At 75.5% G+C, this 24,415-nt stretch carries 17 protein-coding genes; 13 read left to right on the forward strand and 4 right to left on the reverse strand.

Features of this window, described 5'->3' with window-relative positions; genetic code table 11:
• Window positions 1-25: 25 nt before the first annotated feature.
• From fdxA to GA0074696_RS07540, 5 genes are read left to right on the forward strand one after another with little or no spacing between them, the layout of a single operon-like run.
• On the forward strand, window positions 26-352 hold the full coding sequence (gene fdxA, locus GA0074696_RS07520) for a ferredoxin (RefSeq protein ID WP_157745852.1): 327 nt from the start codon (window positions 26-28) through the stop codon (window positions 350-352).
• Complete coding sequence (dapC, locus tag GA0074696_RS07525; protein WP_157746162.1) at window positions 349-1,464, forward strand: succinyldiaminopimelate transaminase; 1,116 nt, start codon at window positions 349-351, stop codon at window positions 1,462-1,464. Before fdxA ends, dapC begins: the two co-directional genes overlap by 4 nt.
• 7 nt (window positions 1,465-1,471) lie before the next feature.
• Window positions 1,472-2,518, forward strand: coding sequence for a prephenate dehydrogenase (locus GA0074696_RS07530; RefSeq protein WP_088960420.1), 1,047 nt, complete (start codon window positions 1,472-1,474; stop codon window positions 2,516-2,518).
• Window positions 2,519-2,522: 4 nt separating this feature from the next.
• On the forward strand, window positions 2,523-3,164 hold the full coding sequence (locus GA0074696_RS07535) for an SIMPL domain-containing protein (protein ID WP_088960421.1): 642 nt from the start codon (window positions 2,523-2,525) through the stop codon (window positions 3,162-3,164).
• Window positions 3,164-3,811 (forward strand): nucleoside/nucleotide kinase family protein, encoded by a 648-nt coding sequence (locus GA0074696_RS07540; RefSeq protein ID WP_088960422.1) that lies wholly within the window; start codon window positions 3,164-3,166, stop codon window positions 3,809-3,811. The genes GA0074696_RS07535 and GA0074696_RS07540 overlap by 1 nt, the downstream gene beginning before the upstream one ends.
• Here GA0074696_RS07540 and GA0074696_RS07545 read toward each other — a convergent pair.
• On the reverse strand, window positions 3,788-6,370 hold the full coding sequence (locus GA0074696_RS07545; RefSeq protein WP_088960423.1) for a hypothetical protein: 2,583 nt from the start codon (window positions 6,368-6,370) through the stop codon (window positions 3,788-3,790). The two genes, GA0074696_RS07540 and GA0074696_RS07545, sit on opposite strands and share 24 nt — an antisense overlap.
• A 93-nt stretch (window positions 6,371-6,463) precedes the next feature.
• Window positions 6,464-7,021, reverse strand: a complete 558-nt coding sequence (locus tag GA0074696_RS07550) for a sugar O-acetyltransferase (RefSeq protein ID WP_088960424.1) — start codon at window positions 7,019-7,021, stop codon at window positions 6,464-6,466.
• A 140-nt stretch (window positions 7,022-7,161) separates the two neighbouring features.
• On the opposite strand from GA0074696_RS07550, the gene GA0074696_RS07555 reads away from it, so the two are divergent.
• Complete coding sequence (locus GA0074696_RS07555; protein ID WP_231925295.1) at window positions 7,162-10,527, forward strand: S8 family serine peptidase; 3,366 nt, start codon at window positions 7,162-7,164, stop codon at window positions 10,525-10,527.
• A gap of 84 nt (window positions 10,528-10,611) precedes the next feature.
• On the opposite strand, the gene dapD is transcribed toward GA0074696_RS07555, so the two are convergent.
• Window positions 10,612-11,571 carry a 2,3,4,5-tetrahydropyridine-2,6-dicarboxylate N-succinyltransferase gene (gene dapD / locus GA0074696_RS07560; protein WP_088960426.1) on the reverse strand — a complete coding sequence of 320 codons (960 nt, stop codon included), beginning with the start codon at window positions 11,569-11,571 and terminating at the stop codon, window positions 10,612-10,614.
• Between the two features lie 80 nt (window positions 11,572-11,651).
• Between dapD and dapE the strand changes: the two genes are divergently transcribed.
• Window positions 11,652-12,725 carry a succinyl-diaminopimelate desuccinylase gene (dapE, locus tag GA0074696_RS07565; protein WP_088960427.1) on the forward strand — a complete coding sequence of 358 codons (1,074 nt, stop codon included), beginning with the start codon at window positions 11,652-11,654 and terminating at the stop codon, window positions 12,723-12,725.
• A gap of 162 nt (window positions 12,726-12,887) precedes the next feature.
• Here the strand turns inward: dapE and GA0074696_RS31125 are convergent, their stop codons facing one another.
• Window positions 12,888-13,046, reverse strand: a complete 159-nt coding sequence (locus tag GA0074696_RS31125) for a hypothetical protein (RefSeq protein WP_172894209.1) — start codon at window positions 13,044-13,046, stop codon at window positions 12,888-12,890.
• A gap of 156 nt (window positions 13,047-13,202) precedes the next feature.
• On the opposite strand from GA0074696_RS31125, the gene GA0074696_RS07570 reads away from it, so the two are divergent.
• The 6 genes from GA0074696_RS07570 to GA0074696_RS07600 all read left to right on the forward strand — a co-directional run bounded on the left by GA0074696_RS07570 (window position 13,203) and on the right by GA0074696_RS07600 (window position 24,324).
• Window positions 13,203-14,102, forward strand: coding sequence for an LOG family protein (locus GA0074696_RS07570; RefSeq protein WP_088960428.1), 900 nt, complete (start codon window positions 13,203-13,205; stop codon window positions 14,100-14,102).
• Window positions 14,103-14,105: 3 nt separating this feature from the next.
• Window positions 14,106-14,651 carry an LOG family protein gene (locus GA0074696_RS07575; protein WP_088960429.1) on the forward strand — a complete coding sequence of 182 codons (546 nt, stop codon included), beginning with the start codon at window positions 14,106-14,108 and terminating at the stop codon, window positions 14,649-14,651.
• Window positions 14,652-14,785: 134 nt separating this feature from the next.
• On the forward strand, window positions 14,786-18,667 hold the full coding sequence (locus tag GA0074696_RS31685) for a PD-(D/E)XK nuclease family protein (protein WP_407940561.1): 3,882 nt from the start codon (window positions 14,786-14,788) through the stop codon (window positions 18,665-18,667).
• Between the two features lie 31 nt (window positions 18,668-18,698).
• Window positions 18,699-22,361 carry a UvrD-helicase domain-containing protein gene (locus tag GA0074696_RS07590; RefSeq protein WP_088960430.1) on the forward strand — a complete coding sequence of 1,221 codons (3,663 nt, stop codon included), beginning with the start codon at window positions 18,699-18,701 and terminating at the stop codon, window positions 22,359-22,361.
• A gap of 204 nt (window positions 22,362-22,565) precedes the next feature.
• On the forward strand, window positions 22,566-22,769 hold the full coding sequence (gene cspE, locus GA0074696_RS07595; RefSeq protein WP_007464836.1) for a transcription antiterminator/RNA stability regulator CspE: 204 nt from the start codon (window positions 22,566-22,568) through the stop codon (window positions 22,767-22,769).
• Window positions 22,770-23,019: 250 nt separating this feature from the next.
• A complete protein-coding gene (locus tag GA0074696_RS07600; protein ID WP_088960431.1) occupies window positions 23,020-24,324 on the forward strand; it encodes a DEAD/DEAH box helicase in 1,305 nt (434 codons plus the stop codon).
• The last annotated feature ends 91 nt before the right edge of the window (window positions 24,325-24,415 follow it).

Raw genomic sequence — 24,415 nt, forward strand, 5'->3', positions numbered from 1 at the left:
GGCGAGTCTTGCGGAGGAGAGACCGGTGACCTACATCATCGCCGAGCCGTGCGTGGATGTGCTCGACAAGGCATGCATCGAGGAGTGCCCGGTCGACTGCATTTACGAGGGCAATCGGATGCTCTACATCCACCCCGACGAGTGCGTCGACTGTGGTGCCTGTGAGCCGGTCTGCCCGGTCGAAGCGATCTTCTACGAGGACGACGTCCCGGAGCAGTGGAAGGACTACACCGGGGCCAACTACGAGTTCTTCGAGGATCTCGGCTCGCCGGGTGGCGCGTCGAAGATCGGCAAGGTGGAGAAGGACGCAACGTTCGTCGCCGCCCAGCCGCCGCGCGAAGAGGGCCACTGAACCGGCCCGCGCCGGTCTCGTCGCGGCTGCCCGAGTTCACCTGGGACACGCTGGACGCCGCGGCCACCATCGCCGCGGCGCACCCGGACGGTCTGATCAACCTCTCGATGGGCACGCCGGTCGACCCGGTCCCCCCGGTGATCCGGCAGGCGCTGGCGGACGCGTCCGACGCCCCGGGGTACCCGCTGACCGCGGGCACCCCGGCGCTGCGCGACGCCATCGCCAGTTGGGTGGCCCGGGCCTGCGGGGCCGGGGTCGACGGGCTCGGCGTCCTGCCCACGATCGGCTCCAAGGAACTGGTCGCCTGGCTGCCCACCCTGCTCGGGATCGGCCCCGGTGACGTGGTCGTGGTGCCGTCGATCGCCTACCCGACGTACGAGGACGGGGCCCGGCTCGCCGGCGCCACCACCGTCCGCGCCGACTCGCTGACCGCGGTCGGCCCGACGTCCCGGGTACGCCTGGTCTGGGTCAACTCGCCCGGCAACCCGACCGGTCGGGTGCTGCCCCCCGCCCACCTGCGCAAGGTGGTCGACTGGGCCCGCGAGCGGGGCGCCGTGGTGGCCAGCGACGAGTGCTACCTGCCGCTGGGCTGGACGGCCGACGCCGAGCCGGTCTCGGTGCTCTCGCCCGAGGTCTGCGGCGGGTCGTACGAGTCGGTGCTGGCGGTGCACTCGCTCTCCAAGCGCTCCAACCTGGCCGGCTACCGGGCCGGGTTCGTCGCCGGCGACCCGGCGCTGGTGGCCGAGCTGCTCAAGATCCGCAAGCACGCCGGCATGATCGTGCCCGCGCCGGTGCAGGCCGCCATGGTGGCCGCGCTCTCCGACCAGGCGCACGCCGACGAGCAGCGCGAACGCTACCGGGCCCGGCGGGAGACGCTGCTCGCCGCGTTCACCGGGGCGGGCTTCACCGTGGAGCACTCCGAGGCCGGGCTCTACCTCTGGATGACCCGGGGCGAGGACTGCTGGGCGACGGTGGACTGGCTGGCCCGCCGGGGCATCCTGGTCGCCGCCGGCGTCTTCTACGGCCCCGGCGGGGCGCAGCACGTCCGGGCCGCGCTGACCGAGTCCGACGCGCACGTCGCGGCGGTCGCCGCGCGGCTCGCACAGGCCTGACGCGCCGATGGGCGGGGCCGGCGGGGTGGTCCGGGCGGCGGTGGTCGGCACCGGGCTGATCGGCGGTTCGGTGCTGCTCCGGCTGCACGCCGCCGGGCTGGACGTGGCCGGCTGGGACCCGGACGAGGCGACCCGGCGGCAGGCCCGGCGGGTCGGCATACCGGCACCGGAGCGGCTGATCGACGCGGTGGCCGACCGGGACGTGGTCTTCCTCTGCGGGCCGCTGCCCACCCTGCCGCGGACCCTGGTCGAGGTGGCCGCGGCGACCGGCGAGGACTGCCTGCTCACCGACGTCGGGAGCACCAAGGCGGAGCTGGCCGCGTTCGCCGCCGCGCAGGGGCTGACCCACCGCTTCGTCCCCGGCCACCCGATGGCGGGCACCGACCGGGCCGGCCTGACTGCTGCGGTGCCGGGGCTCTTCGACGACGCCGCCTGGGTGCTCTGCCCCGCGCCCGGCCCCGGCCTGGCCGCCTTCCGCCGGCTCACCGTGCTGGTGATGGAGGTGTTCGCCGCCCGGGTGGTGCCGATGGCGGCCGACCGGCACGACGCGGTCGTGGCGCTCGCCTCGCACGTGCCGCACCTGCTCGCCGGCGCCCTCGCCGGGGCGGCCGAGCGCTCCCCGCTGCGCGACGCCGTCCTCGGCCTCGCCGCCGGAAGCTTCCGCGACGGCACCCGGGTCGCCGGCACGCCGCCGGAGCGGACGGCGAACATGCTGCTCGCCAACCGGGCGGAGGTGCTGGCCGCGCTGACCTCGGTCACCCTGTTCCTCGATGAACTGGCGGCCGCGCTGCGCGACGACGACCGGGCCGCGCTCACCGCCCGGCACGGCGAGGGCCGCGACGCCCGGGTCGCGCTGGCCGGCCGCGCGACGGTCGAGCTGCGGCGGGCCTTCCCGCTGGCCGGCGGCGGGGACGCGGAGCTGCGCTTCCTGCTCGAGCTGGGCGCGGCCGGCGGGTACCTCGACGGGTGCCGGACGACCGGCGACCAGGTCGAGTACGCGGCCCGCCGGTTGGCCGTGGAACCGGGCGGCCCACCGGGCCCGCCGCTAGGGTGAGGGCGTGACGGACGGACCGGTCGTGGCGGTGCGCGGTGAGGCGTACCGGGAGGTCGCGCCCGAGCTGGCCCGCTTCCAGGTGACCGCGACGGCCCGCGAGCGGGACCGGGAGGTCACCCTGACCCGGCTCGCCGAGCGGGCCGCCGCCGTGCGGGTGCTGCTCGACGAGCACGCCGCCGCGCTGGACCGCCGGGAGGCCGGCGACCTGCGGGTACGTCCCGAGACCAACCGCTCCGGCGAACGGGTGGTCGGCTACCACGGCAGCGTGACCACCAGCGTCACCGTCACCGACTTCGCCGTCCTCGCCGAACTGATGCTCCGCCTGGCCGACCAGGAGCAGGTCGAGGTCGCCGGCCCCTGGTGGTCGCTGCGGCCGGACAGCCCGGCCCACCGGGAGGCCCGGCACGCCGCCATCGCCGACGCGCTGCACCGGGCCCGGGAGTACGCCGAGGCGTTGGGCGCCCGGGTCACCGCCCTGCTGGAGCTGGCCGACGCGGAGGAGGGGTTCGCCCCGATGGCCGGCGCGGCGTTCTCCCGCCGGATGGAGAAGGGCGCGCCGCCGGAGCTGGAACTCGACCCGCAGCCGCAGACCGTGCACGCCGTGGTGCGGGCCCGGTTCACCGTCAGCGACCCGGTCCTGCCCTGATGCCCGAGGCCCCCCCGCTCCCGCTCGACGACCTGGTGGCCCGGGCCCGGGCCCTGGCCGAGGCGGGGCCCCGGCAGTTGCTCGGCATCGCCGGGGCGCCCGGGGCGGGCAAGTCCACCCTGGCCGAGCGGATCGTCGCGGCGGTCGGCCCGAGCGCCCGGCTGGTGCCGATGGACGGCTTCCACCTGGCCCAGGCCGAGCTGGAGCGGCTGGGCCGCGCCGCGCGCAAGGGCGCGGCCGACACCTTCGACGCCAACGGGTACGTCTCGCTGCTGCGCCGACTGCGACGGCTGGAGCCGACCGCGGTCTACGCGCCGCTGTTCCGCCGGGACCTGGAGGAGCCGGTGGCCGGGGCGATCGAGGTGCCGCCCTCGGTCCGGCTGGTGGTGACCGAGGGCAACTACCTGCTGCTCACCGACCCGCCGTGGGACGACGTGCGGCCGCTGCTGCACGAGGCGTGGTTCGTCGACCTGGACGCGGAGTCGCGGCTGCGCCGGCTCGTCGCCCGGCACGAGGCGTACGGGCGGACGCCGGAGCAGGCGGCGGCCTGGGCGTACGGCACCGACGAGACCAACGCCGCCCTGGTCCGCGGCACCGCGAACTACGCCGACCTGGTGGTCCGTCTAACCGACCCCCCGCCGGGGTGACGGGACGCCGCGCCGCAGCAGCCGGGCGACCATGGCACGTTCCCGCTGGAACTCCACCGCCTCCGGATATCCGCTGTGGTTGCGGATCGGCGGGTCGGCGACCTCCCCGCCGCTGGGGTGCAGCGCCTCCGGGTCGACGACCGGCACCTCCCGCTCTCCGGCGGTGACCTGCCAGCCCAGCGGGTCGGTGGGGCGCCAGAAGTTGGTCCAGGCGACGCACCCGTCGGGCCAGGTGAGGGTGCCGGCGAGCACCCGGAGCCGGTCCGGCCCGAAGTACGCCGGGAAGACCCGGCCGTAGAGCCGGGTGAGCTGGCAGCCGTAGGAGAAGAACCAGATCCGCCGGCGCCAGCGTGCCGGCAGTTGGAGCAGCATCGAGGCGCAGATGACGGTCCCCTGGCTGTGCCCGGAGAGGATCACCCCGTCCATTCGGCGCGGGTCCTGCTCGGCCAGCGCGAGGATCCCGGCGACCCGGGTCTGGAGTTCGGGCACCGCCCGCTCGGCGTAGCTCGGCGGGGCCAGTGGGTGGGCGGCGCGGGGCCAGAAGGTGCCGACGTCCCAGACGACGCCGACCGAGCGGCGGACGGTGTCGTTGCGGTAGACCAGCAGCCCCACCCCGGCGACCACCACCGGCAGCCAGCCCAGCATCATGTCGCCGACGTCCGCGACGGTGTGGATCACCGCCTGCCAGCCGACGGCGGACCCCGGGACGGGACGGCTGCGGGACAGCGCCGCCGCGCAGCAGAGGGCGGCCAGCACCACCGACACGGTGGCGTAGCGGCCGACCAGCCGGACGGCGTGTTCGCCGACCAGCCGGTGCACGGCGCGGTAACCGCTGACGTCGCGGCAGCGCCGCCGGTCGTGGGCGGAGTGGACGGTCCCGGGCCCGGTCAGCGCGGCGTACTCCTGGCGGCGCAGCCGCCCGAAGAGCAGGCCGGCGCGGATCCCGATGCCGACGAGGGCGGCCACCGCCACGGCGAAGGCCAGCCCGGCCCAGAACACCGCCAGTGGCGGCATCACCCGTTCGGGCCGGGCGTCGTCGTTGAGCCGTTCGGCGGCCCAGTGCAGCAGCCCGGCGCCGTAGGCGACGGCCATCATCCAGCCGGCGCCGGCGACCAGGGTCGGACCCCGACCACCCCAGGCCAGGTCGGTGTGCGGGCCGGGGGGCTGCTGGTCGGCGTCGCCGCGGGTCCGGGGCAGCAGCAGACCGGTCGCGGCGACCGCGATCGCCGGCACGGCGAGCACCCAGGTGCTCAGTCCAGATGGTGCGGCCGGCACTCCGGGCAGCCCGCCCTCGATCCAGCCCACCCCGAGCGGCAGCAGCGCCGCGCAGAGCACCGGGGCGAGCAGCGCGCGCCGTCCCGACCGCGTGACCGCGCCGATGGCGATCAGCAGCAGCAGCTGGTACGTGGCCAGCCAGGCGACGGCCGTGTCGTACCCGGGCAGCGACCGGTCCGCCAGGCAGCCCGGCGTGTCGGGGGCCCCGGTGCAGCCGGCCGGCGGGCGGAACTGCCCGAGCGGTCGGCCGGCGGGCCCGTCGGGCAGTACCAGGAGCACGAAGGTTCCGGTCAGTCCCAGGCCGAGCAGCGTCCCGACGGCGGCGGTCCACCGGCCCAGCGGGGTGTCCCCGCGGCGTCGGGTCAGGTAGGGCCGGCCGATCGCGACGACGGCTGTCCCGACCACCGCGGCGAGGGCGGCGACGGTGGTCCAGGCGACCACCGCCCGGGCGCCCCGGGGCGGGTCCATCACGAGCACCGCCGCGATCGGCACCGACGCGGCGACCGCCGCCCCGGTGCACAGGTGCAGCACGGCGGCCCGGCGCAGCTGCCCCTCGCCGCACCAGAAGGTCGGGTCCTGCAACGGGTTCGCCGGCGACGGCGGGTCGGTCGGCAGGGCGACGTCCGGTCCGGCGTCGCTGCGGGGGCGGGCGGGACGCGGCTCGGCGGGCATCTCGGCCTCGTACTGGTAGGTGCGCCAGGCGACCACGCCGAGCACGGCCAGCACGGCCAGCGGCAGCAGCAGGCCCACGGCGAGCGCGTGGGCGTCCGCCCGCCACCAGCCGTGGCCGAGGAACTCCCACGGGCCGGGCACGCGGCCGAGGCAGTCCTGGTCCACGCACTGCCAGGCGATCAGGTCCACGCCCACCCCGGTCAGCGTGATCGACAGGGTGGCGGTGAGGCTCAGGCAGAAGAGGCGGATCAGCCAGGCGGCGATGCCGGAGCGGCCGGCCCAGCGTTCCGTGTCCGGGTCCGGCGGGATGTCGGGGCGGGCGTGCAGGGCCACGTTGGCCAGGGTGAACGGCAGCAGCACCGTCCACAGGGCCCGCTCGACGTCCCGCGCGGTCCGCGCGCCGGAGGTGAGCTGCCCCCAGCTGTACGCCTCGACGGTGATCGGGTCGTCCGGGCCGGCGGAGGTGGACCGGTAGAAGCCGGTGACCTTGTCGCCGGCCACCAGGGCGGGTTGCGGGCCGGACCCGGCGGGTTCGGGCCGCAGCCCGAGGAGCTGGTTGGGCGGGGTGTTGGACACCCCGTGCACCCGTAGTTCGAGCACCCGTTCGTCCATCCGTGCCCCCTGGTGTCGCGCTCACTACCCAGAGTGCACCCCGATGCCGGGTTGGGGCCACCGGTATATCCGCTGTTTCGGCAGGTCAAGCGGCTATTCCAGGGTGCGCACCGGGCGGGCGGGATTGCCGACGGCGACCACGTTGGGTGGCAGATCCCTGGTCACGACGGCGCCGGCGCCGACCACGGTGTTCGCGCCGACCGTCACCCCGGCGAGCACGACGGCCCCGCCGCCGAGCCAGGCGTTGTCGCCGATGGTGATCGGCTTCGCCGCCTCCCACTTCTTCCGGCGCGGGCCGGGCTCGATCGGATGGGTAGGGGTGAGCAGCTGCACGTTGGGTCCGATCTGGACGTCGGCGCCGATGGTGATCCGGGCGACGTCGAGGAAGACCGCGTTGAAGTTCACGAAGCAGCGCGGACCGAGGTGGATCTGCCAGCCGTAGTCGCAGTGGAAGGGCGGACGGATCCAGGTGTCCTCGCCGAGCGAGCCGAGCAGCTCGCGCAGCGCGGCCAGGCGCCCCAGCGGGTCGTTGGCGGCGGTGGTGTTGAAGCGCTCCATCAGCTGGGTGGCGCGGTCGAGGTCGGCGATGATCGCGGGCTCGTTGGCGAGGTAGGGCTCGCCGGCCAGCATTCGTTCCCGCATGGACCTCACCGGGCGATCATCGCCGGCTGGGTCCCCGCGAGGGGCGGGGACGGTCATATTCCGGACTTTCCTTCTGCATACCCGGTATGCAATTCTGGTCGCTGTCAATGTGACTCCCGTCTATGAGGACGCTTCCCGAGGAGGATCCGTTGCACAGAACCAGAAGAAAGACCGCCGCGCTCGGGCTGGTGCTCGGCCTGGCGCTCGGCGCCCCGGCCACCGCCTCGGCCGCCGCACCGACCGCACCGGCGGATGCCGCCGGGGCCGCCCGGCCGGCCGGGAAACCATCCACCCCGACCGGTGGGTCGACCACCGTCACCCTGGTCACCGGGGACCGGGTCACCGTCACCGGCTCCGGCGACGCCGCCGTCCGGCCCGCCGCCGGCCGGGGTGACCTCCGATTCCTGGTACGCCGGGAGCGCGGGCACCTGACCGTGGTGCCGCAGGACGCGCTGGCGCTGATCCGCGCCGGCCGGGTCGACCGTCGACTCTTCGACGTCACCGAGCTGATCTCCGCCGGCTACGACGACGCCCGCCGCGACGACCTGCCGCTGCTGGTGTCGTACGCCCCGGGGGAGGCCCGGCGCGGCGTGGCCGCGCTGCCCGGCGCCCGGGTGACCCGGGACCTGCCAGCGATCCGCGGCGCCGCCCTCACCGCCGGCAAGTCCACCGCCGGTCAGGTGTGGTCGGCGGTCACCACCGGCTCCACCGGCACCCGGCTCGGCGCAGCGGGGGGCGTCGAGCGGATCTGGCTCGACGGCCGCCGCCGGGTCACCCTGGACCACAGCGTGCCCCAGATCGGGGCGCCCACCGCCTGGTCGGCCGGCTTCACCGGCAAGGGCGTCAGCGTCGCGGTGCTGGACACCGGCGTCGACACGACCCACCCCGACCTGGCCGGCAAGGTGGCCGAATCGCGCAACTTCACCGAGGTCACCGACGACCGGGACACGGTCGGCCACGGCACCCACGTCGCCTCCACCATCGCCGGCAGCGGCGCCGCCTCCGGCGGCCGGTACAAGGGCGTCGCGCCGGACGCCACGCTGCTCAACGGCAAGGTCTGCGAGGACATCGGGTGCAGCGACTCGGCCATCCTGGCCGGGATGCAGTGGGCCGCCGTCGACAAGCGGGCCACCGTGGTCAACATGAGCCTCAGCGGCTGGGACTTCCCCGAGGTCGACCCGCTGGAGGAGGCGGTGCAGACGCTGACCGCACAGACCGGCACCCTCTTCGTCACCGCCGCCGGCAACGCCGGATCGGACGCCTCCGTCGGCTCCCCGGCCAGCGCCGACGCGGCGCTCGCCGTCGGCGCGGTGGACCGCGACGACCAGCTCGCCGGGTTCTCCAGCCGCGGCCCCCGGGTGGGCGACGACGCGGTGAAGCCCGACATCACCGCGCCCGGCGTCGACATCGTCGCCGCCCGGTCCGCCACCGGCGCCATCGGCGACCCGGTGGGGGAGAAGTACGTCGCGCTATCCGGCACCTCGATGGCCACCCCGCACGTGGCGGGCTCGGTGGCGCTCCTGGCCCAGCAGCACCCGGACTGGAAGGCCGGCCAGTTCAAGGCGACGCTGATGGCCGCCGCGAAGCCGCACCCGGCGCAGACCGCGTACGAGCAGGGGGCCGGCCGGGTCGACCTGAGCCGCGCGATCGGCCAGCAGGTGACCAGTGACCCGGTGAGCGTCTCCTTCGGCCGCACGCTCTGGCCGCACGGCGACGACGCGCCGATCACCCGCACGGTGGCCTGGCGCAACGCCGGCCCGACCGCGGTCACGCTCGACCTGAGCACCGAGATCACCGGCCCGGGTGGCCAGCAAGCGCCGGCGGGGATGTTCCGCCTCGGCGCGACCCGGGTGACCGTGCCCGCGGGCGGCCGGGCGGAGACCACCGTCACCGCCGACACCCGGCTCGGTGCCGCCGACGGCTACTGGACCGGCCGGGTCGTCGCCCGCTCCGGCGGCACCGTCGCGGTGACCCCGGTGGCGGTGAACCGGGAGGTGGAGAGCTACACCCTGACGCTGACCCACCTGGACCGGTCCGGCCGGCCGACGGCCGACTACTACACCAGCCTGGCCAGCCTGGACCGCTTCGACATCCGGGACGCCTACGACCCCGACGGGGTGGCCCAGGTACGGCTGCCCAGGGGGCGCTACGGCCTGAGCACGCTCATCTTCGAGCCCGCCCCCGAGGGCGAAGCCGGCGGGCTGACCATGCTGGCCCAGCCCGAGCTGACCGTCGACCGGGACCTCACGCTCACCGTGGACGCCCGGCGGGGCAAGCCGGTCCTGACCACGATCCCGAAGCGGGACGCGGCGCCGCTGCTGATCGACGTCAGTGCGGTCTTCTTCGCCGACGACGGCGGCAGCTACGGCTTCGGGCTCTGGGCCGACAGCTTCGCCGGCCTGACCACCGCCCAGCTCGGCAGCCCGGTCTCCGCGGACCGGTTCGTCTCGACGATCAGCAGCCAGTGGGCCGACCGGGAGGCCGCCAGCAGTCCCTACCTGTACGCGCTGAGCGAGGCGGTCCCCGGCCGGATGCCGACCGGCTTCGTCCGGCACTACCGGGCCGGCGACCTGGCCACCGTGGTGCACCGGTTCCGGGGCGGGTACCCGGGGATGGTCGCCGAGCGGATCGTCATCCCGGAGCTGGAGTACAACACCGGGGCTTCGGCGATCGTCCTGCCGACCCAGGTGCCCGGTGAGCGGGTCGAGCACTACAACACCAGGGGCGTGCGCTGGGAGTCCGAGCTCGACTTCGGGGTGGTCGGCGAAGAGGGCTGGCTGGAGCCGAAGGCGGCGCTGTTCTCCGTGCCGACCGCGTACCGGGCGGGGCGGACGGTCCACGAGACCTGGAACCAGGCCCCGTACGGGCCGTCGTTCCCGGCCCCGCGCTGGCCGGAGGAGAGCGTCAGCCGCACCGGTGACCTCATCCTCGTCGGCCTGCCGGTGCACAGCGACGCCGCCGGGCACCCCGGCGGGTCGGTCACCGACACCGCCCGGACCGCCCTGTGGCGCAACGGGAAGCTGGTCGGCGAGAGCGAGTACGCCGGCTACGGCGAGTTCACCGTGCCGGCCGCGGCGGCCGACTACAAGCTGACGGTGTCGGCCACCCGGAGCTTCACCGACCTGAGCACCGAGGTGGAGTCGACGTGGACCTTCCGGTCCGGTCACGTCGCCGGTGACACCCCGGCCCGGCTGCCCCTGCTGGCGGTGCGCTTCGCCCCGCCGCTGCGGGTCGACAACAGCGCGGCGGCCGGCCGCCTCTTCGCCGTGCCGGTGCAGGTGCAGCGGCAGCCCGGGGCGCCGGCCGCCGGGGTGGAGAAGCTGACCGTCGACGCCTCGTACGACGGCGGGAAGACCTGGCGCAAGGCCGCCGTGCTCCGGGTGCCCGGGAAGGGCTGGGTCGCGCTGCTGCGGCACCCGGCCGGCCCCGGTCACGTCTCCCTGCGGGCCACCGCCCGGGACACCGCCGGCAACACGGTGACCGAGCGGATCGTCCAGGCGTACCGGCTGCGGTGAACGACGCCGGGCCCGCGGTTCCATCGCCGTGGGCCCGGACGCCGGTCGGGGTCGGGGCGCGTCGCCCCGGCCCCGGCCGGTCCGTCAGTCGTTGGCGTGCAGGGCGGCGTTCAGCTCGATGCCCTTGCCGGTGCGCTGCTTCGCCTCCAGCGCGCCGGTGACCGAGTTGCGCCAGAAGAGCAGGCCGTCCACACCGGAGAGCTCGCGGGCCTTGACCACCCGGCCGTCGGGCAGGGTGATCTTCGACGCGGCGGTGATGTAGCAGCCCGCCTCGACCACGCAGTCGTCGCCGAGCGAGATGCCGACCCCGGCGTTGGCGCCGATCAGGCTCCGCTCGCCGATGCTGACCTTCTCGGTGCCGCCGCCGGAGAGGGTGCCCATGATCGACGCCCCGCCGCCGATGTCGGAGCCGTCACCGACCAGGACGCCCTGCACGATCCGCCCCTCGACCATCGAGGTGCCCAGCGTGCCGGCGTTGAAGTTGACGAAGCCCTCGTGCATCACGGTGGTGCCGGCGGCCAGGTGCGCGCCGAGCCGGACCCGGTCCGCGTCGGCGATCCGGACCCCGGAGGGAACCACGTAGTCGGTCATCCGGGGGAACTTGTCCACTCCGTACACCGCCAGGTACCGGCCGGCGGCCCGCTCGATCACCCGCAGCTCGTCGACCCGCTCCGGCGGGCACGGCCCCGCCGACGTCCAGGCCACGTTCGCCAGCTTGCCGAAGATGCCGTCCAGGTTGACCTCGTTGGGCCGCACCAGGCGGTGGGAGAGCAGGTGCAACCGGAGGTACGCGTTGGCGGCGTCCTTGATCGGGTCGTCCAGCGAGCCGATCACGGTGGTGACCTCGACGGTACGCAGACCCGGCAGCGGCCGCTCGCCGATCGCGCCCGGCGGCAGGTCGAGCACGTCGCCCTGGTCCTCGCCGGGGACCAGCGGCAGCTCGCCGAGTCCGAGCTTGCCGGTCGGGTACCAGGTGTCGAGCACCTGGTCGTCAGCGGTGACGGTGGCCAGGCCGATGCCCCAGGCGGGTACTGCGGACGTCACTGTTACACCTCTCGTTCGCGGCTGCGGGGCAGGCGGGCTCACTCCCCGCGCGCACCGAATTTGACGGTACCGTGCCCAGCATGGAGAACCCGCTGACCCCCGAGGTCTTGGCTGATCCGGTGGCCCTGACCCGTGCCCTGGTCGACATAGAGTCCGTCTCCCTCAACGAGAAGGCCATCGCCGACTGCGTCGAGGAGGTGCTGCGGGGCGTGCCGCACCTGGCCACGTTCCGACACAACAACACGGTGATGGCCCGTACCGACCTGGGCCGGGCCTCCCGGGTGGTGCTCGCGGGCCACCTGGACACGGTGCCGCTGAACGACAACTTCCCGTCGACGATGCGCGGCGACCTGATGTACGGCTGCGGCACCTCGGACATGAAGTCCGGCGTGGCGTTCGCCCTGCACCTGGCGGTGACCCTGCCCGACCCGCGCTACGACGTGACGTACTTCTTCTACGAGGCCGAGGAGATCGAGTCGAGGTACAACGGGCTCACCCTGGTCTCGCAGGCGCACCCGGAGTGGCTGGAGGCCGACTTCGCGGTGCTGCTGGAGCCGACGTACGGGATCGTCGAGGCCGGCTGCCAGGGCACCATGCGGGCGGTCGTCACCACGCACGGCGAGCGCGCCCACGCCGCCCGGTCCTGGCACGGGGTGAACGCCATCCACGGCGCGGGCGAGGTGCTGCGCCGGTTGGGGGCGTACGAGGCCCGACGGGTCACCATCGACGGCTGCGACTACCGCGAGGGACTGAACGCGGTGCGGATCGCCGGCGGCGTGGCCGGCAACGTCGTCCCGGACCGCTGCGAGATCGAGATCAACTACCGGTACGCCCCGGACCGCGACCCGGCGGCCGCCGAGGCGCACCTGCGGGAGGTCTTCGCCGGCTTCGACCTGACGGTGACCGACGCGGCGGCGGGCGCGGCGCCCGGCCTGGAGTCGCCCGCGGCGCAGGAGTTCCTCGCCGCCGTCGGCGCCGCGCCGATCGGCAAGCTGGGCTGGACGGACGTGGCCCGGTTCGCGGCGATGGGCATCCCGGCGCTGAACTTCGGCCCCGGCGACCCCAATCTGGCCCATCACAAGGACGAGCACGTCGAGATCACCAAGATCCGCGACGGCGCCGCCACCCTGCACCGCTGGCTCGCCTCCGCCTGATCCCGGCCCGGCCCCCCGGACCCGGCCCCCGGCCCGCTCGCGTCGGTGATCAAGAGGTTTGCGTCCAAAGAGGCCCCTCAGGTGACCCAAACCTCTTGATCACCAGCGAGCGCCGGCGGGGCCGGCGGGGTTCGGGGCCGTGGGTGTGGAGTGCGGTGGGGGTCAGGCGGTGGTCAGGGCAGGGGAGTCGGTGGTCTCGGGGTCGGCGGTCGGTGCCGCCGGGGACTCCAGCTGTCGGGCACGGCGGCGCTCGGCCACCACGTCACGGATGCGCCGCTGCATCTGCCGGCGGATCCGGATCCGCTCGTTGTTGTTGATCACGCTTGCTCCTCCCCCGAAGGCGCGCGACCGGGGCATACCCGGTATGTGAATAGTAAGACGTACGAGCGACAGAATTAGTTGCCCAAGATCACGAACTATTTCTCCGGCTCGCCGGGCGGCACCCCCGGCCGGTGCCGCTCCACTACGGTTGCTCCCATGAGCCAGAGCAACGGGCGGCAGCCGGGCCGCGATCCGGAGCGGCACCGGGGCGCGGTCACGCTGCGCCGCGGCGCGATCCCGACCAGCACCGCCGACCAGCGGCTGCTCGACTCCCGGGGCCGGGGCGACTGGAAGACCAAGGACGCCTGGCGCGCGCTGCGGATCCTCTCCGAGTTCGTGGAGGGCTTCGACACCCTGGCCGACCTGCCGCCCGCCGTCAGCGTCTTCGGCTCCGCCCGCAGCAACCCGGACAGCCCCGAGTGCCGGCTGGCCGAGGAGCTGGGCGCCGCTTTGGCCCGGGCCGGCTACGCCGTGATCACCGGCGGCGGGCCGGGTGTGATGGAGGCGGCCAACCGGGGGGCCAGCGACGCCGGCGGGCTCTCCGTCGGGCTCGGCATCGAACTCCCCTTCGAGCAGGGGCTCAACGACTGGGTCGACCTGGCCATCGACTTCCGGTACTTCTTCGCCCGCAAGACCATGTTCGTCAAGTACGCCCAGGCGTTCGTGGTGCTGCCCGGCGGCTTCGGCACCATGGACGAGCTCTTCGAGGCGCTCACCCTGGTGCAGACCGGCAAGGTCACCCGGTTCCCGGTGGTGCTGATGGGCACCGCGTACTGGCGGGGGCTGCTCGACTGGCTGCGGGACAGCATGGCCGCCGAGGGCAAGATCGGGCCGGTCGACCTGGACCTGATCTGCCTCACCGACGACGTGGACGCCGCCGTCCGGCACATCGTCGAGGCCGAGGCCGCCCTCTCCGCCGAGCAGGAAGCCGTACGGGAGGAGGCCGTCGCCCGGGCCGCCGCCGACCAGCAGGCCGCCGCGGACAGCGCGGGCAACCGCGCACCGGGCGGCGGGCCGGCCGGTCCGACCGGGTCGGGCCCAGGCCGGCGGGGCTGAGCCGTGGCGGCCATCTGCGTCTTCTGCGCCTCCTCCCGCACCCTCGACCGGCGCTGGCTGGAGTTGGCGGCCGAGACGGGCGCGGAGCTCGCCAGGCGCGGACACACCCTGGTCAGCGGCGGTGGCTGCGTCGGGATGATGGGCGCCCTGGCCGACGGCGCGCGGGCGGCCGGCGGGCGCACCCTCGGGGTGATCCCGCAGGCGCTGGTCGACCTGGAAGTCGCCGACCTGGCCTCCGACGAGCTGCTGGTCACCGACGGGATGGCCAGTCGCAAGACGCTGATGGTCGACAAGTCGGACGCCTTCCTCACCCTGCCGGGCGGGCTGGGCACCCTGGACGAGCTCTTCGAGGTCTGGACCACCGCCACGCTGGCCCTGCACACCAAGCCGATGGTGCTGGTCGACATCGACGGCTTCTACCGCCCGCTGCTGGACTGGCTCGCCACCCTCGCCGACCAGACCTTCCTCAAACCCGCCGGCCTCGACCTCCTCCGGGTCGCCGACACCGTCCCCGCCGCCCTCGACCTCCTCGAATCCCACCTCACCTGACCCCGGGTCCGCCCCGTTGATCATGAAGTTGTTGTCGTCGATGCCGGCGTGTCGTGGCGACAACTTCATGATCGACAAATGTCCGGCGGGGTGGGGGCGGGGTGGGTGTCGGAGGGGCGTGGTGGGATGTGGGGGTGCAGGGGTACCGGCTGGTGCGTCGGCCTGCTGGACCGGGTCCGGGGGAGGGGCGGTCCGCCGCGACGGTTCGGGGGGACCGTCCAGCCGGCGGGGCGATCCAGGGACCCGACCGGGCAGGCGCCGGCGTCGAGGGGGAGTCGCGGTCCGCGGGGTCGGCGGTCGATGGCGCGCATCCCGGTGCCCGGCTGACCGACCCGCTCCAGGCGGAGATCGTCGGCCACACCGACGGGCCGATGCTGATCATCGGCGGCCCGGGCACCGGTAAGACCAGCACCCTGGTCGAGGCGGTCGCCGCCCGGGTGGCCGAGGGGGTCGACCCCGAGCGGATCCTGGTGCTCACCTTCGCCCGGCGGCAGGCCACCGACCTGCGCCACCGGATCGAGGCGCGGATCGCCGGGGCCGGCGATCTCCCGGAGAACGGGCGGGCGGGGAGCAGCACCGCGGCCCGGCCCGCCCGAGTGGTCCGCGAGCCGCTGGTGCGCACCTTCCCCGCGTACGCCTTCGGGCTGCTCCGCCGCGCCGCCGCCGAGCGGGGCGAGCCGTCACCCCGGCTGCTCACCGGTCCCGAGCAGGATCTGATCATCCGCGAGCTGCTCGACGTGGTGGGCGAGGAGCCCGGCGACGACCCGATCGGCTGGCCGGAGGACCTGCGCCCCGCGCTGCGTACCCGGGCCTTCGCCGGCCAGCTGCGCGACCTGCTGATGCGGGCCGCCGAGCGCGGCGTCGGGCCGGTCGAGCTGGCCCGCCTCGGCGAGAAGCTCGGCCGCGCCGACTGGCCGGCCGCCGCCCGCTTCCTCCGCGAGTACGTCGCCGTGCTCGCCCTGCGCGACGTCGCCAACCGCGGCTCGATCGCGTACGACCCGGCGGAGCTGGTCCGCGCCGCCACCGGGATGCTGCTGGACGACCCCGAGCTGCTGGCGGCCGAGCGGCGCCGGCTGGCCCACGTCTACGTCGACGAACTGGCCGACACCGACCCCGCCCAGCAGGAGCTGCTCGCCGTCATCGCCGGCGGCGGCAAGCCCCTGGTCGCGTTCGCCGACCCGGACTCCTCCACGTACGCCTTCCGGGGCGCCGACCCGGCCGTGGTGCACACCTTCCCGCACCGGTTCCGGACGGCCTCCGGCGCGCCGGCCGCGCAGGTGGTGCTGACCACGTCGTACCGGGCCGGGGCGGGGCTGCTCGCCGCCACCGGGCGGCTGGCCCGGCGGCTGCGCGGCCCGGCCGCGCACCGGGCCCTGCACCCGCTGCCCGACGCGCCGCCCGGCACGGTGCAGGTGCGCACGTTCCGCTCCGGCACCAGTGAGTCGGCCTGGCTCGCGCACGCGCTGCGGTCGGCGCACCTGCTCGACGGGGTGCCCTGGTCGCGGATGGCGGTGCTGGTCCGCTCGACCAACCTGCACCTGCCCTCGCTGCGCCGGGCCCTGCACACCGCCGGGGTGCCGACCGTGGTGCACGGCGAGGACCTGCCGCTGCACCTGCAACCCGCGGTGGCGCCGCTGCTGCTCCTGCTGCGCTGCGCGCTGGAGCCGGACCGGCTGGACGAGGAGACCGCCGTCGCCCTGCTCCACTCGCCGCTGGGCGGCGCCGACCCGCTCGCCGAGCGACGGCTGCGCCAGGGGCTGCGGGCGCTCGCGCTGGCGGCCGGGGACCGCCGCCCCTCCGGCGAGCTGATCGTCGAGGCGCTGCGCGACCCGGCCGAGCTGGCCGCCATCGACCGGCGCTGGGTCGAGCCGGCCCGGACGGTGGCCGAGTTGCTCGCCACCGCGCGGACGGCGGCGGCCACCCCCGGTGCCACCGCCGAGGACGTGCTCTGGGCGGTGTGGCGGGCCAGCGGCCTCGCCGAGCGCTGGGCCGGGGCGATCAACCGGGGCCGGGCCGCCACCGGCGAGCACGAGACCGCCCAGCGCTGGCGGGCCGAGGCAGCCGACCGCGACCTCGACGCGGTGATGGTGCTCTTCGACGCCGCCGCCCGCTTCACCGACCGGCTGCCCGGCGCGCGTACCGAGGTCTTCCTCGACCACGTCCTCGGCCAGGACCTGCCGGCCGACACCCTGGCCGCCAGCGCCGACCGGGGCGAGGCGGTCCGGCTGCTCACCGCCCACGCGGCCAAGGGCCTCGAGTGGGACCTGGTCGCCGTCGCCGGGGTCCAGGAGGGGATCTGGCCCGACCTCCGGCTGCGCGGCAGCCTGCTCGGCTCCGAGCGACTGGTCGACGTGCTCGCCGGCCGGGCCGACGGCGCCGGCACCCGGGCCAGCCTGGTCGGCCAGACCTCCGCCCTGCTCGACGAGGAGCGTCGCCTCTTCCACGTCGCGGTGACCCGGGCCCGGCGCCGGCTGCTGGTCACCGCGGTCGCCTCGGCGGCGGTCGGCGGCGACGACCACGAGGAACAGCCGAGCCGCTTCCTGCACGAGCTGGGCACCACCGAGCCCCCCGCGACCGGGGCCGGCGGCCCCGCGCCGACCCACCCGGTGCCCGGACCGAAGCCGACCGGCCCGGCGCCCGGTTCGACGCCGACCGGCCCGGCCCTCGGCTTGACGCCGACCGACTTGACGCCGACCGGATCGAAGGCGACCGGCCGGACGGCGGATCGACCGGGCGACGGCGCGGCAGCGGCCGTCCCGGCGGCGGACCGGCCGGGCGACCGGGCCGCGGTGACGGGCCCCGTCGCCGACCGGCCGGGCGACGGCGCCGCGGCGAACGCCCCGGACCGGCCCGGCGACCGTGCCGCGCGGACCGGCCGGGTCGCCCCCGACCGCCCGGGCGACGGCGCCGCCCTGACCGCCTCGGCGGCAACGGCCCGGCCCGGCGCCACCGTGTCGTCGGCCGTGGACGACGACGAGCCGCACCAACCCGGGGAGCTGCCGGTCGGGCGTCCGCCCCGGGCGCTCACCCTGTCCGCGCTGGTCGCGGAGCTGCGTACCGCGGTCACCGACCCGGCGGCGCCGCCCGCCCGGCGGCGCGCGGCGGCGGCCGAGCTGGCGCGCCTGGCCGCCGCCGGCATCCCCGGCGCCCACCCGGACGACTGGTGGGGCCTGCGCGGCCTCTCCGACGACCGGCCGCTGGTCGACGAGGGCGAGCCGGTCCGGGTCACCCCGTCGGCAATGGAGAGCGCGTTGCGGTGCAGCCTGCGCTGGCTGCTGGAACGGCACGGCGGCAGCGGCCCGGCCAGCGCCGCGCAGGGCGTCGGCAACCTGGTGCACGCCGCCGCGATGCTCGCCGAGGACGCCAGCGCCGACCGCACCGCCCTGCTGGAGTACGTTGCCGCCCGGTTCGACGCGATCGAGTTGGCCGCCCGGTGGATGGTCGGTCCGGAACGCTTTCGTGCCGAGGCCATGGTGGACAAGCTGCTGCGCTGGCTCGCCGGCAACCCGCGCCGGCTGCTCGCCATCGAGCACGAGTTCGCCGTCCGCCTCGACGACCCGACCCGCCCGGTCGAGCTGACCGGCCGGGTCGACCGGCTGGAGGTCGACGCCGACGGCCGGCTCGTGGTGATCGATCTGAAGACCGGCAAGTCGACGGCGGTCACCGAGCGGGAGGTGGCCGAGCACCCGCAGCTCGGGGCGTACCAGGCAGCGGTGGAGGCGGGGGCGTTCGCCGAGTTCGGCGAGGAGTCCGGCGGTGCCGCGCTGGTGCAGCTCGGCACGGGGGCGAAGGATGCCAAGGAGCAGGCCCAGGCCGCCGCCGGGGAGGGTCCGGAGGCCGGCTGGGCCACCGCCCTGGTCCGGCGCACCGCCGATACGATGGCCGCCGCCACCTTCGCCGCGGTCGCCAACTCGAAGTGCCGGGTCTGCCCGGTGCGCACCAGCTGCCCGGTCTCGGGGCAGGGGCGTCAGGTCGTCGAGCCGCCAACGACCCGGACTCCGGAGGACCGCCCGTGAGCCTGCGAGCCCCGCGAACCAGGGCGGAACCGTGACCCAGCCGACCCTGTTCAGCACCGCCGCCCCGGCGCCCCGGGCCGCCGACGCCGGGCCCCGCTACACCCCGGTCGAGCTGGCGAAGCTGCTCCGCCTCCCGGCCCCGACCCGGGAGCAGGCGGCGATCATCGCCGCGCCGGTGGAACCGCTGCTGGTGGTGGCGGGCGCCGGATCGGGCAAGACCGAGACGATGGCCGCCCGGGTGGTCTGGCTGGTCGCCAACTCGTACGTCCGGCCGGAGCAGATCCTCGGCCTCACCTTCACCCGCAAGGCGGCCGGTGAGCTGGCGCACCGGGTGCGTACCCGGCTCGACCAGCTGGTCCGGCGGCTGGGCCGGCGCGGGCGCGACCCGCTGGACGACCCGCTCGCCGGGGAGCCGACCGTCTCCACGTACCACTCGTACGCCGGCCGGATCGTCACCGAGCACGGGCTGCGCGCCGGGTACGAGCCGACCACCCGGCTGCTCACCGAGGCGTCCCGCTGGCAGCTGGTCGACCTGCTGGTACGCAACTACGACGGCGACATGTCCGAGGTCGACCGGATGCCCAGCACCATCACCGACGCGGTGCTGGCGCTGGCCGGGGAGCTGGACGAGCACCTGGTCGACCCGGACGAGCTGGCCGCCTGGACCGGCCGCTTCTTCGCCGACGTGCAGTCCCGCCCCGGCCGGGTCTACGCGGACGTGCGCAAGGCGTTGCAGCTCCAGCAGACCCGGCTGAAGCTGCTCCCGCTGGTGCGGGCGTACGCGCGGCGCAAGGACGACTTCGAGGCGATGGACTTCGCCGACCAGCTCGCCCGGGCCGCGCGGGTGGCCCGTGACCACCCGGCCGTGGGCGCGGTCGAGCGGGACCGCTTCCGGGTGGTGCTGCTCGACGAGTACCAGGACACCAGCCACGCCCAGGTGGTGCTGCTCAACGCGCTGTTCGGCGGTGGCCACCCGGTCACCGCGGTCGGTGACCCGTGCCAGTCCATCTACGGCTGGCGCGGGGCCAGCGCCGGCACCCTGGAGCGGTTCCCGACCGAGTTCGCCGGTGCCGACGGCAGCGCGGCCGAGGTGCTGAGCCTCACCACGAGCTGGCGCAACCGGCCGGAGATCCTCGGCGTGGCCAACGCGCTCTCCCTGCCGCTGCGCGCCGCCGGGGCCCGGGTGCCCGAGCTGCGCGCGGCGCTGAGCGTCCGGGACCCGATCCCGCACCGCAGCCCGGGCGGCCACGCCGCCGGCACGGTGCACTGCGCGCTGCTGGAGACGTACGCCGACGAGGCGGACTGGATCGCCGACAGCGTGCTCGCCGCCTGGCGGGGCGCCGCCCGACTGCCCGGGGCGCTGCCCGAGCACATCCCGGTGCCGCAGCGCCCCACCACCGCCGTGCTGGTCCGGCTGCGCAGCCAGATCCCGGCGATCGAGGCGGCGCTGCGGGCCCGCGGCCTGCCGGTCGAGGTGGTCGGCCTGGGCGGCCTGCTGGACACTCCCGAGGTCCGCGACGTGGTCTGCACCCTGCGGGTGCTGGCCGACCCGACCGACGGGGCGGCGCTGCTGCGGCTGCTCACCGGCGCGCGCTGGCGGATCGGGCCGCGTGACCTGGTGGCGCTGCACCGGCGCGCCCGGGCGATCGCGCGGGCGCGGCACCGGCTCACCGGGGACGACGGGCCGGAGATCGCGGTGGACGTGCTGGACGAGGCGACGCTGGTCGAGGCGCTGGCCGACCTCGGGCCGGCGCAGGCGTACTCGGCCGAGGGCTACGCGCGGCTGCGCGCGTACGGGATGGAACTGGCGCTGCTGCGCTACCGGCTGGACCAGACCCTGCCGGAGCTGATCGCCGACATCGAGCGGACCATCGGCCTGGACGTGGAGGTGGCGGTCCGGGCCGGCCGGGACGGCGCCGGCGACGCCGGGCTGGCCCGAGGCCACCTGGACGCCCTGGGCGACGTGGCCGCCCGGTTCAGCGGCGAGACCCCGGGGGCCACCCTCGCCGGGTTCCTGGCCTACCTCGCCGCCGCCGAGGACGAGGAGCGCGGCCTGGCCCCCGGCGAGGTGGAGGTGGTCGAGGGCGCCGTGCAGGTGCTCACCGCGCACGCCGCCAAGGGCCTGGAATGGGACGTGGTGGCGGTCGCCGGGCTGACCCGGGGAGTCTGGCCGGGGCCGGTGCGCAACTCCGACCACTGGCTGGGCGGGCTCGGGGTGCTGCCGTTCCCGCTGCGGGGCGACGCCGACGGGCTGCCCGAGCTGGGCCTGGCCGGGGCGGAGGACCAGCGCGGGGTGGCTCGGGCCCTGGAGGACTTCACCGATGCCTGGCGGGTGCACGACGAGCGGGAGGAGCGCCGGCTGGCGTACGTGGCGGTGACCCGGCCGCGTCGACTGCTGCTCTGCTCCGGCTACTGGTGGGGCGAGGGCACCAAACGCTTCCGGGGCCCGTCGGTCTTCCTCCGCGAGGTGCACGACGCCTGCCTCGACGGCGCGACCGGGCACCTGGTCGACACCTGGGCGCCCGAGCCGGCCGGGGACGCGGTCAACCCGACCACCGAGATGGTGCTGCGGGCGGAGTGGCCGGCGGACCCGCTGGGCGCCCGCCGGCCGGCGCTGGCCGAGGCCGCCGCGCTGGTCCGCCGGTTCCTCGCCGACCCCGCCGCGGCCCGCCGCGAACCGGCCACCGCCATCTCCGCCGCCGCTCCGGCGGTCCGCCCGCTGGCCGCCGACCGCACCGAGCCCCCTGCCGCCGGGACGGAGCGTCCTGTCGGCGGGGCCGCGCCCGCTGCCGGCGGGACCGAGCCTCCCGTCGACGGCACCGAGCCCTCCGCCACCGGCACGGAGCGTCCTGGCGGCGGGACCGCGCCCGCTGTCGCCGGGACCGAGCCGGCCGCCGGCGGGACCCGACCGGCCGCCCGTGGCTCCGCTGGCGACGCCGTGGCCGTGCCGACCGGTGGGGAGGCCGAGGTCGAGGACCCGGAGGTGGTGCGCTGGCGGCGGGAGGCCGACCTGCTCCTCGCCGAGCGGGCCGAGCTGCTCCGGCAGGCCGAAGCCGTGGAGGTGGCGCTGCCCGGGCACCTGTCGGTGACCCAGTTGGTGGCGCTGCGCCGCGACCCGGAGGCGCTGGCCCGGACGCTGCGCCGGCCGATGCCGACCGAGCCCAACCCGTACGCGCGGCGGGGCACCGCCTTCCACACCTGGCTGGAGCAGCGCTTCGGCGCCGACCGGCTGCTCGACGTGGACGAGCTGCCCGGCGCGGCCGATGCGGACGCCGCGCCGGACGAGGCGCTGGCCGAGTTGCAGGAGCGCTTCCTGGCCAGCGAGTGGGCCGAGCGGGTGCCGGTGGAGGTGGAGGTGCCGTTCGCCACGGTGCTCGCCGGGGTGGTGGTCCGGGGCCGGATGGACGCCGTCTTCGCCCGTCCCGGCGGCCGGTACGACGTGGTCGACTGGAAGACCGGCCGCCGGCCCACCGGCCGGGAGGCCGAGGTGGCGGCGGTGCAGCTGGCCGTCTACCGGCTGGCCTGGGCCGAGCTGGCCGGGGTGCCGGTCGACCGGGTCGGCGCGGCCTTCCACTACGTCCGGGAGGGCGTGACGGTGCGGCCGGCGGACCTGCTCGACGCCGCCGGGCTCACCGCGTTGATCGGCGGCGTACCGGAAATTCCGGCCGGGGGTGGCGCGCCGGGCAATCTGTGATAGGTTCGTCCTGTTGCAGTTTTGGTTTCCAGAGACTCTGTGTGCGCCTGGCGGATTGTGGCCCCAGGCGCTCTTTGTTGTGTCCGGAGTTCTCCGGGCGGGGCGACCAGAAGCGACAAGCGATTCGCGCATTCCCGCGCGGAGCGCTCCTCTTCGAGTCCGCAACAAGTGCGGGTTCGACGTTCCGTCAAGGAGACAGAACACATGGCTATTGGCACCGTCAAGTGGTTCAACGCTGACAAGGGCTTCGGCTTCATCACCCCGGACGGCGGCGGCGCCGACGTCTTCGCCCACTTCTCGGCGATCCAGTCCTCCGGCTACCGGAGCCTGGACGAGAACCAGCGGGTCGAGTTCGAGGTGACCCAGGGCCAGAAGGGCCCGCAGGCGGAGAACATCCGCCCGCTCTGATCCTCGGATCAACCCGTAACACCCTGATCTTCGGATCGACCCGTAACACCCTCCGCGCCCTCCGGGCGCGGTGACGGGACCGGTCCGCCGCGCCGCCCCCCGCTCACGCGGGAGTGGCGTGCTGCGGCGGACCGGCCTGTACCCCTTCGGTTCGTGCTTGTGAGTCGTGGCGGATCTGCTCCGCCGGCGACAGCGCCGATTCACCGGCGCCCTCCCTCGACACGTGCCGCGTCGAGGAAGGCATTTCCGCATGACCATGACCATTCCCACCTTCGCCGCGACCGGCCTGGCACCGGCGCTGCTCACCGAGCTGACGGCGCAGGGCATCACCGAGCCGTTCCCGATCCAGACGGCCACCCTGCCGGACTCGCTCGCCGGCCGCGACGTGCTCGGCCGCGGCCGTACCGGCTCGGGCAAGACGCTCGCCTTCGGGCTCCCGCTGCTGTCGCGTACCGCCGGCCGCCGGGCCCGCCCCGGTCGCCCGCTGGCGCTGGTGCTGGTGCCGACCCGTGAGCTGGCCCAGCAGGTCACCACCGCCCTCACCCCGTACGCCCGCGCCGTCGGGCTGCGCTGCGCCACCGTGGTCGGCGGCCTGTCGCTCCAGCGGCAGGCGGACGCGCTGCGCTCCGGCGCCGAGGTCGTGGTGGCCACCCCCGGCCGGCTGCACGACCTGATCAACCGGGGCGACGCCCGGCTCGACCAGGTCGCCATCACCGTGCTGGACGAGGCCGACCAGATGGCCGACATGGGCTTCCTGCCGCAGGTCACCAAGCTGCTGGAGCAGGTCGCTCCGGACGGCCAGCGGATGCTCTTCTCCGCCACCCTGGACGGCGGCGTGGACAAGCTGGTCCGCCGCTTCCTGAGCAACCCGGTCTCGCACTCCGTCGACCCGGGCACCGCCACGGTGACCGCGATGACGCACCACGTGCTGCACGTCGACGCGGCCGACAAGCCGGCCGCGCTCACCCAGATCGCCGCCCGTGAGGGCCGCACGATCATGTTCATGGCCACCAAGCACCGCGCCGACCGGATGGCCCGCCAGCTGCTGGCCAAGGGGGTACGCGCCGCGGCCCTGCACGGCGGCAAGTCCCAGCCGCAGCGCACCCGGATCCTGGAGCAGTTCCGCACCGGCCAGGTGACCGCCCTGGTCGCCACCGACGTGGCGGCCCGGGGCATCCACGTGGACGGACTGGACATGGTCGTCAACGTGGACCCGCCGACCGAGGCGAAGGACTACCTGCACCGGGGCGGTCGTACCGCCCGGGCGGGGGAGTCCGGCACCGTGGTCACGCTGGTCCTGCCCGAGCAGCGCCGGGACGTCTCCCGGCTGATGACCGTGGCCGGGATCAAGCCGCAGTCGACCCAGGTACGCCTCAACGACGGGTCGCTGGCCCGGGTGACCGGTGCCCGGGAGCCGTCCGGCGTGCCGGTGACCATCGTCGTCCCGCAGCCGGCGCCGGCCGCGCGTATCGCCAACGGTGGCGGGGAGGGCGCGCGCTCCGCGCACCGCACCTCGGGCCGCTCCCGGCGCCCGCGCCGCCCGCGTATCGCCTGACCTTTTCCGGCCCGCAGCGGCCGCGCACCGCCCGCCGGCGGTCGCGCGGCCGCTGTTTCCGTTTCCCGTCCCGTCCCGTTTCGCACCGAGC

Origin of the sequence: Micromonospora purpureochromogenes (genome assembly GCF_900091515.1) — a bacterium.
Classification (GTDB): Bacteria; Actinomycetota; Actinomycetes; order Mycobacteriales; family Micromonosporaceae; genus Micromonospora; species Micromonospora purpureochromogenes.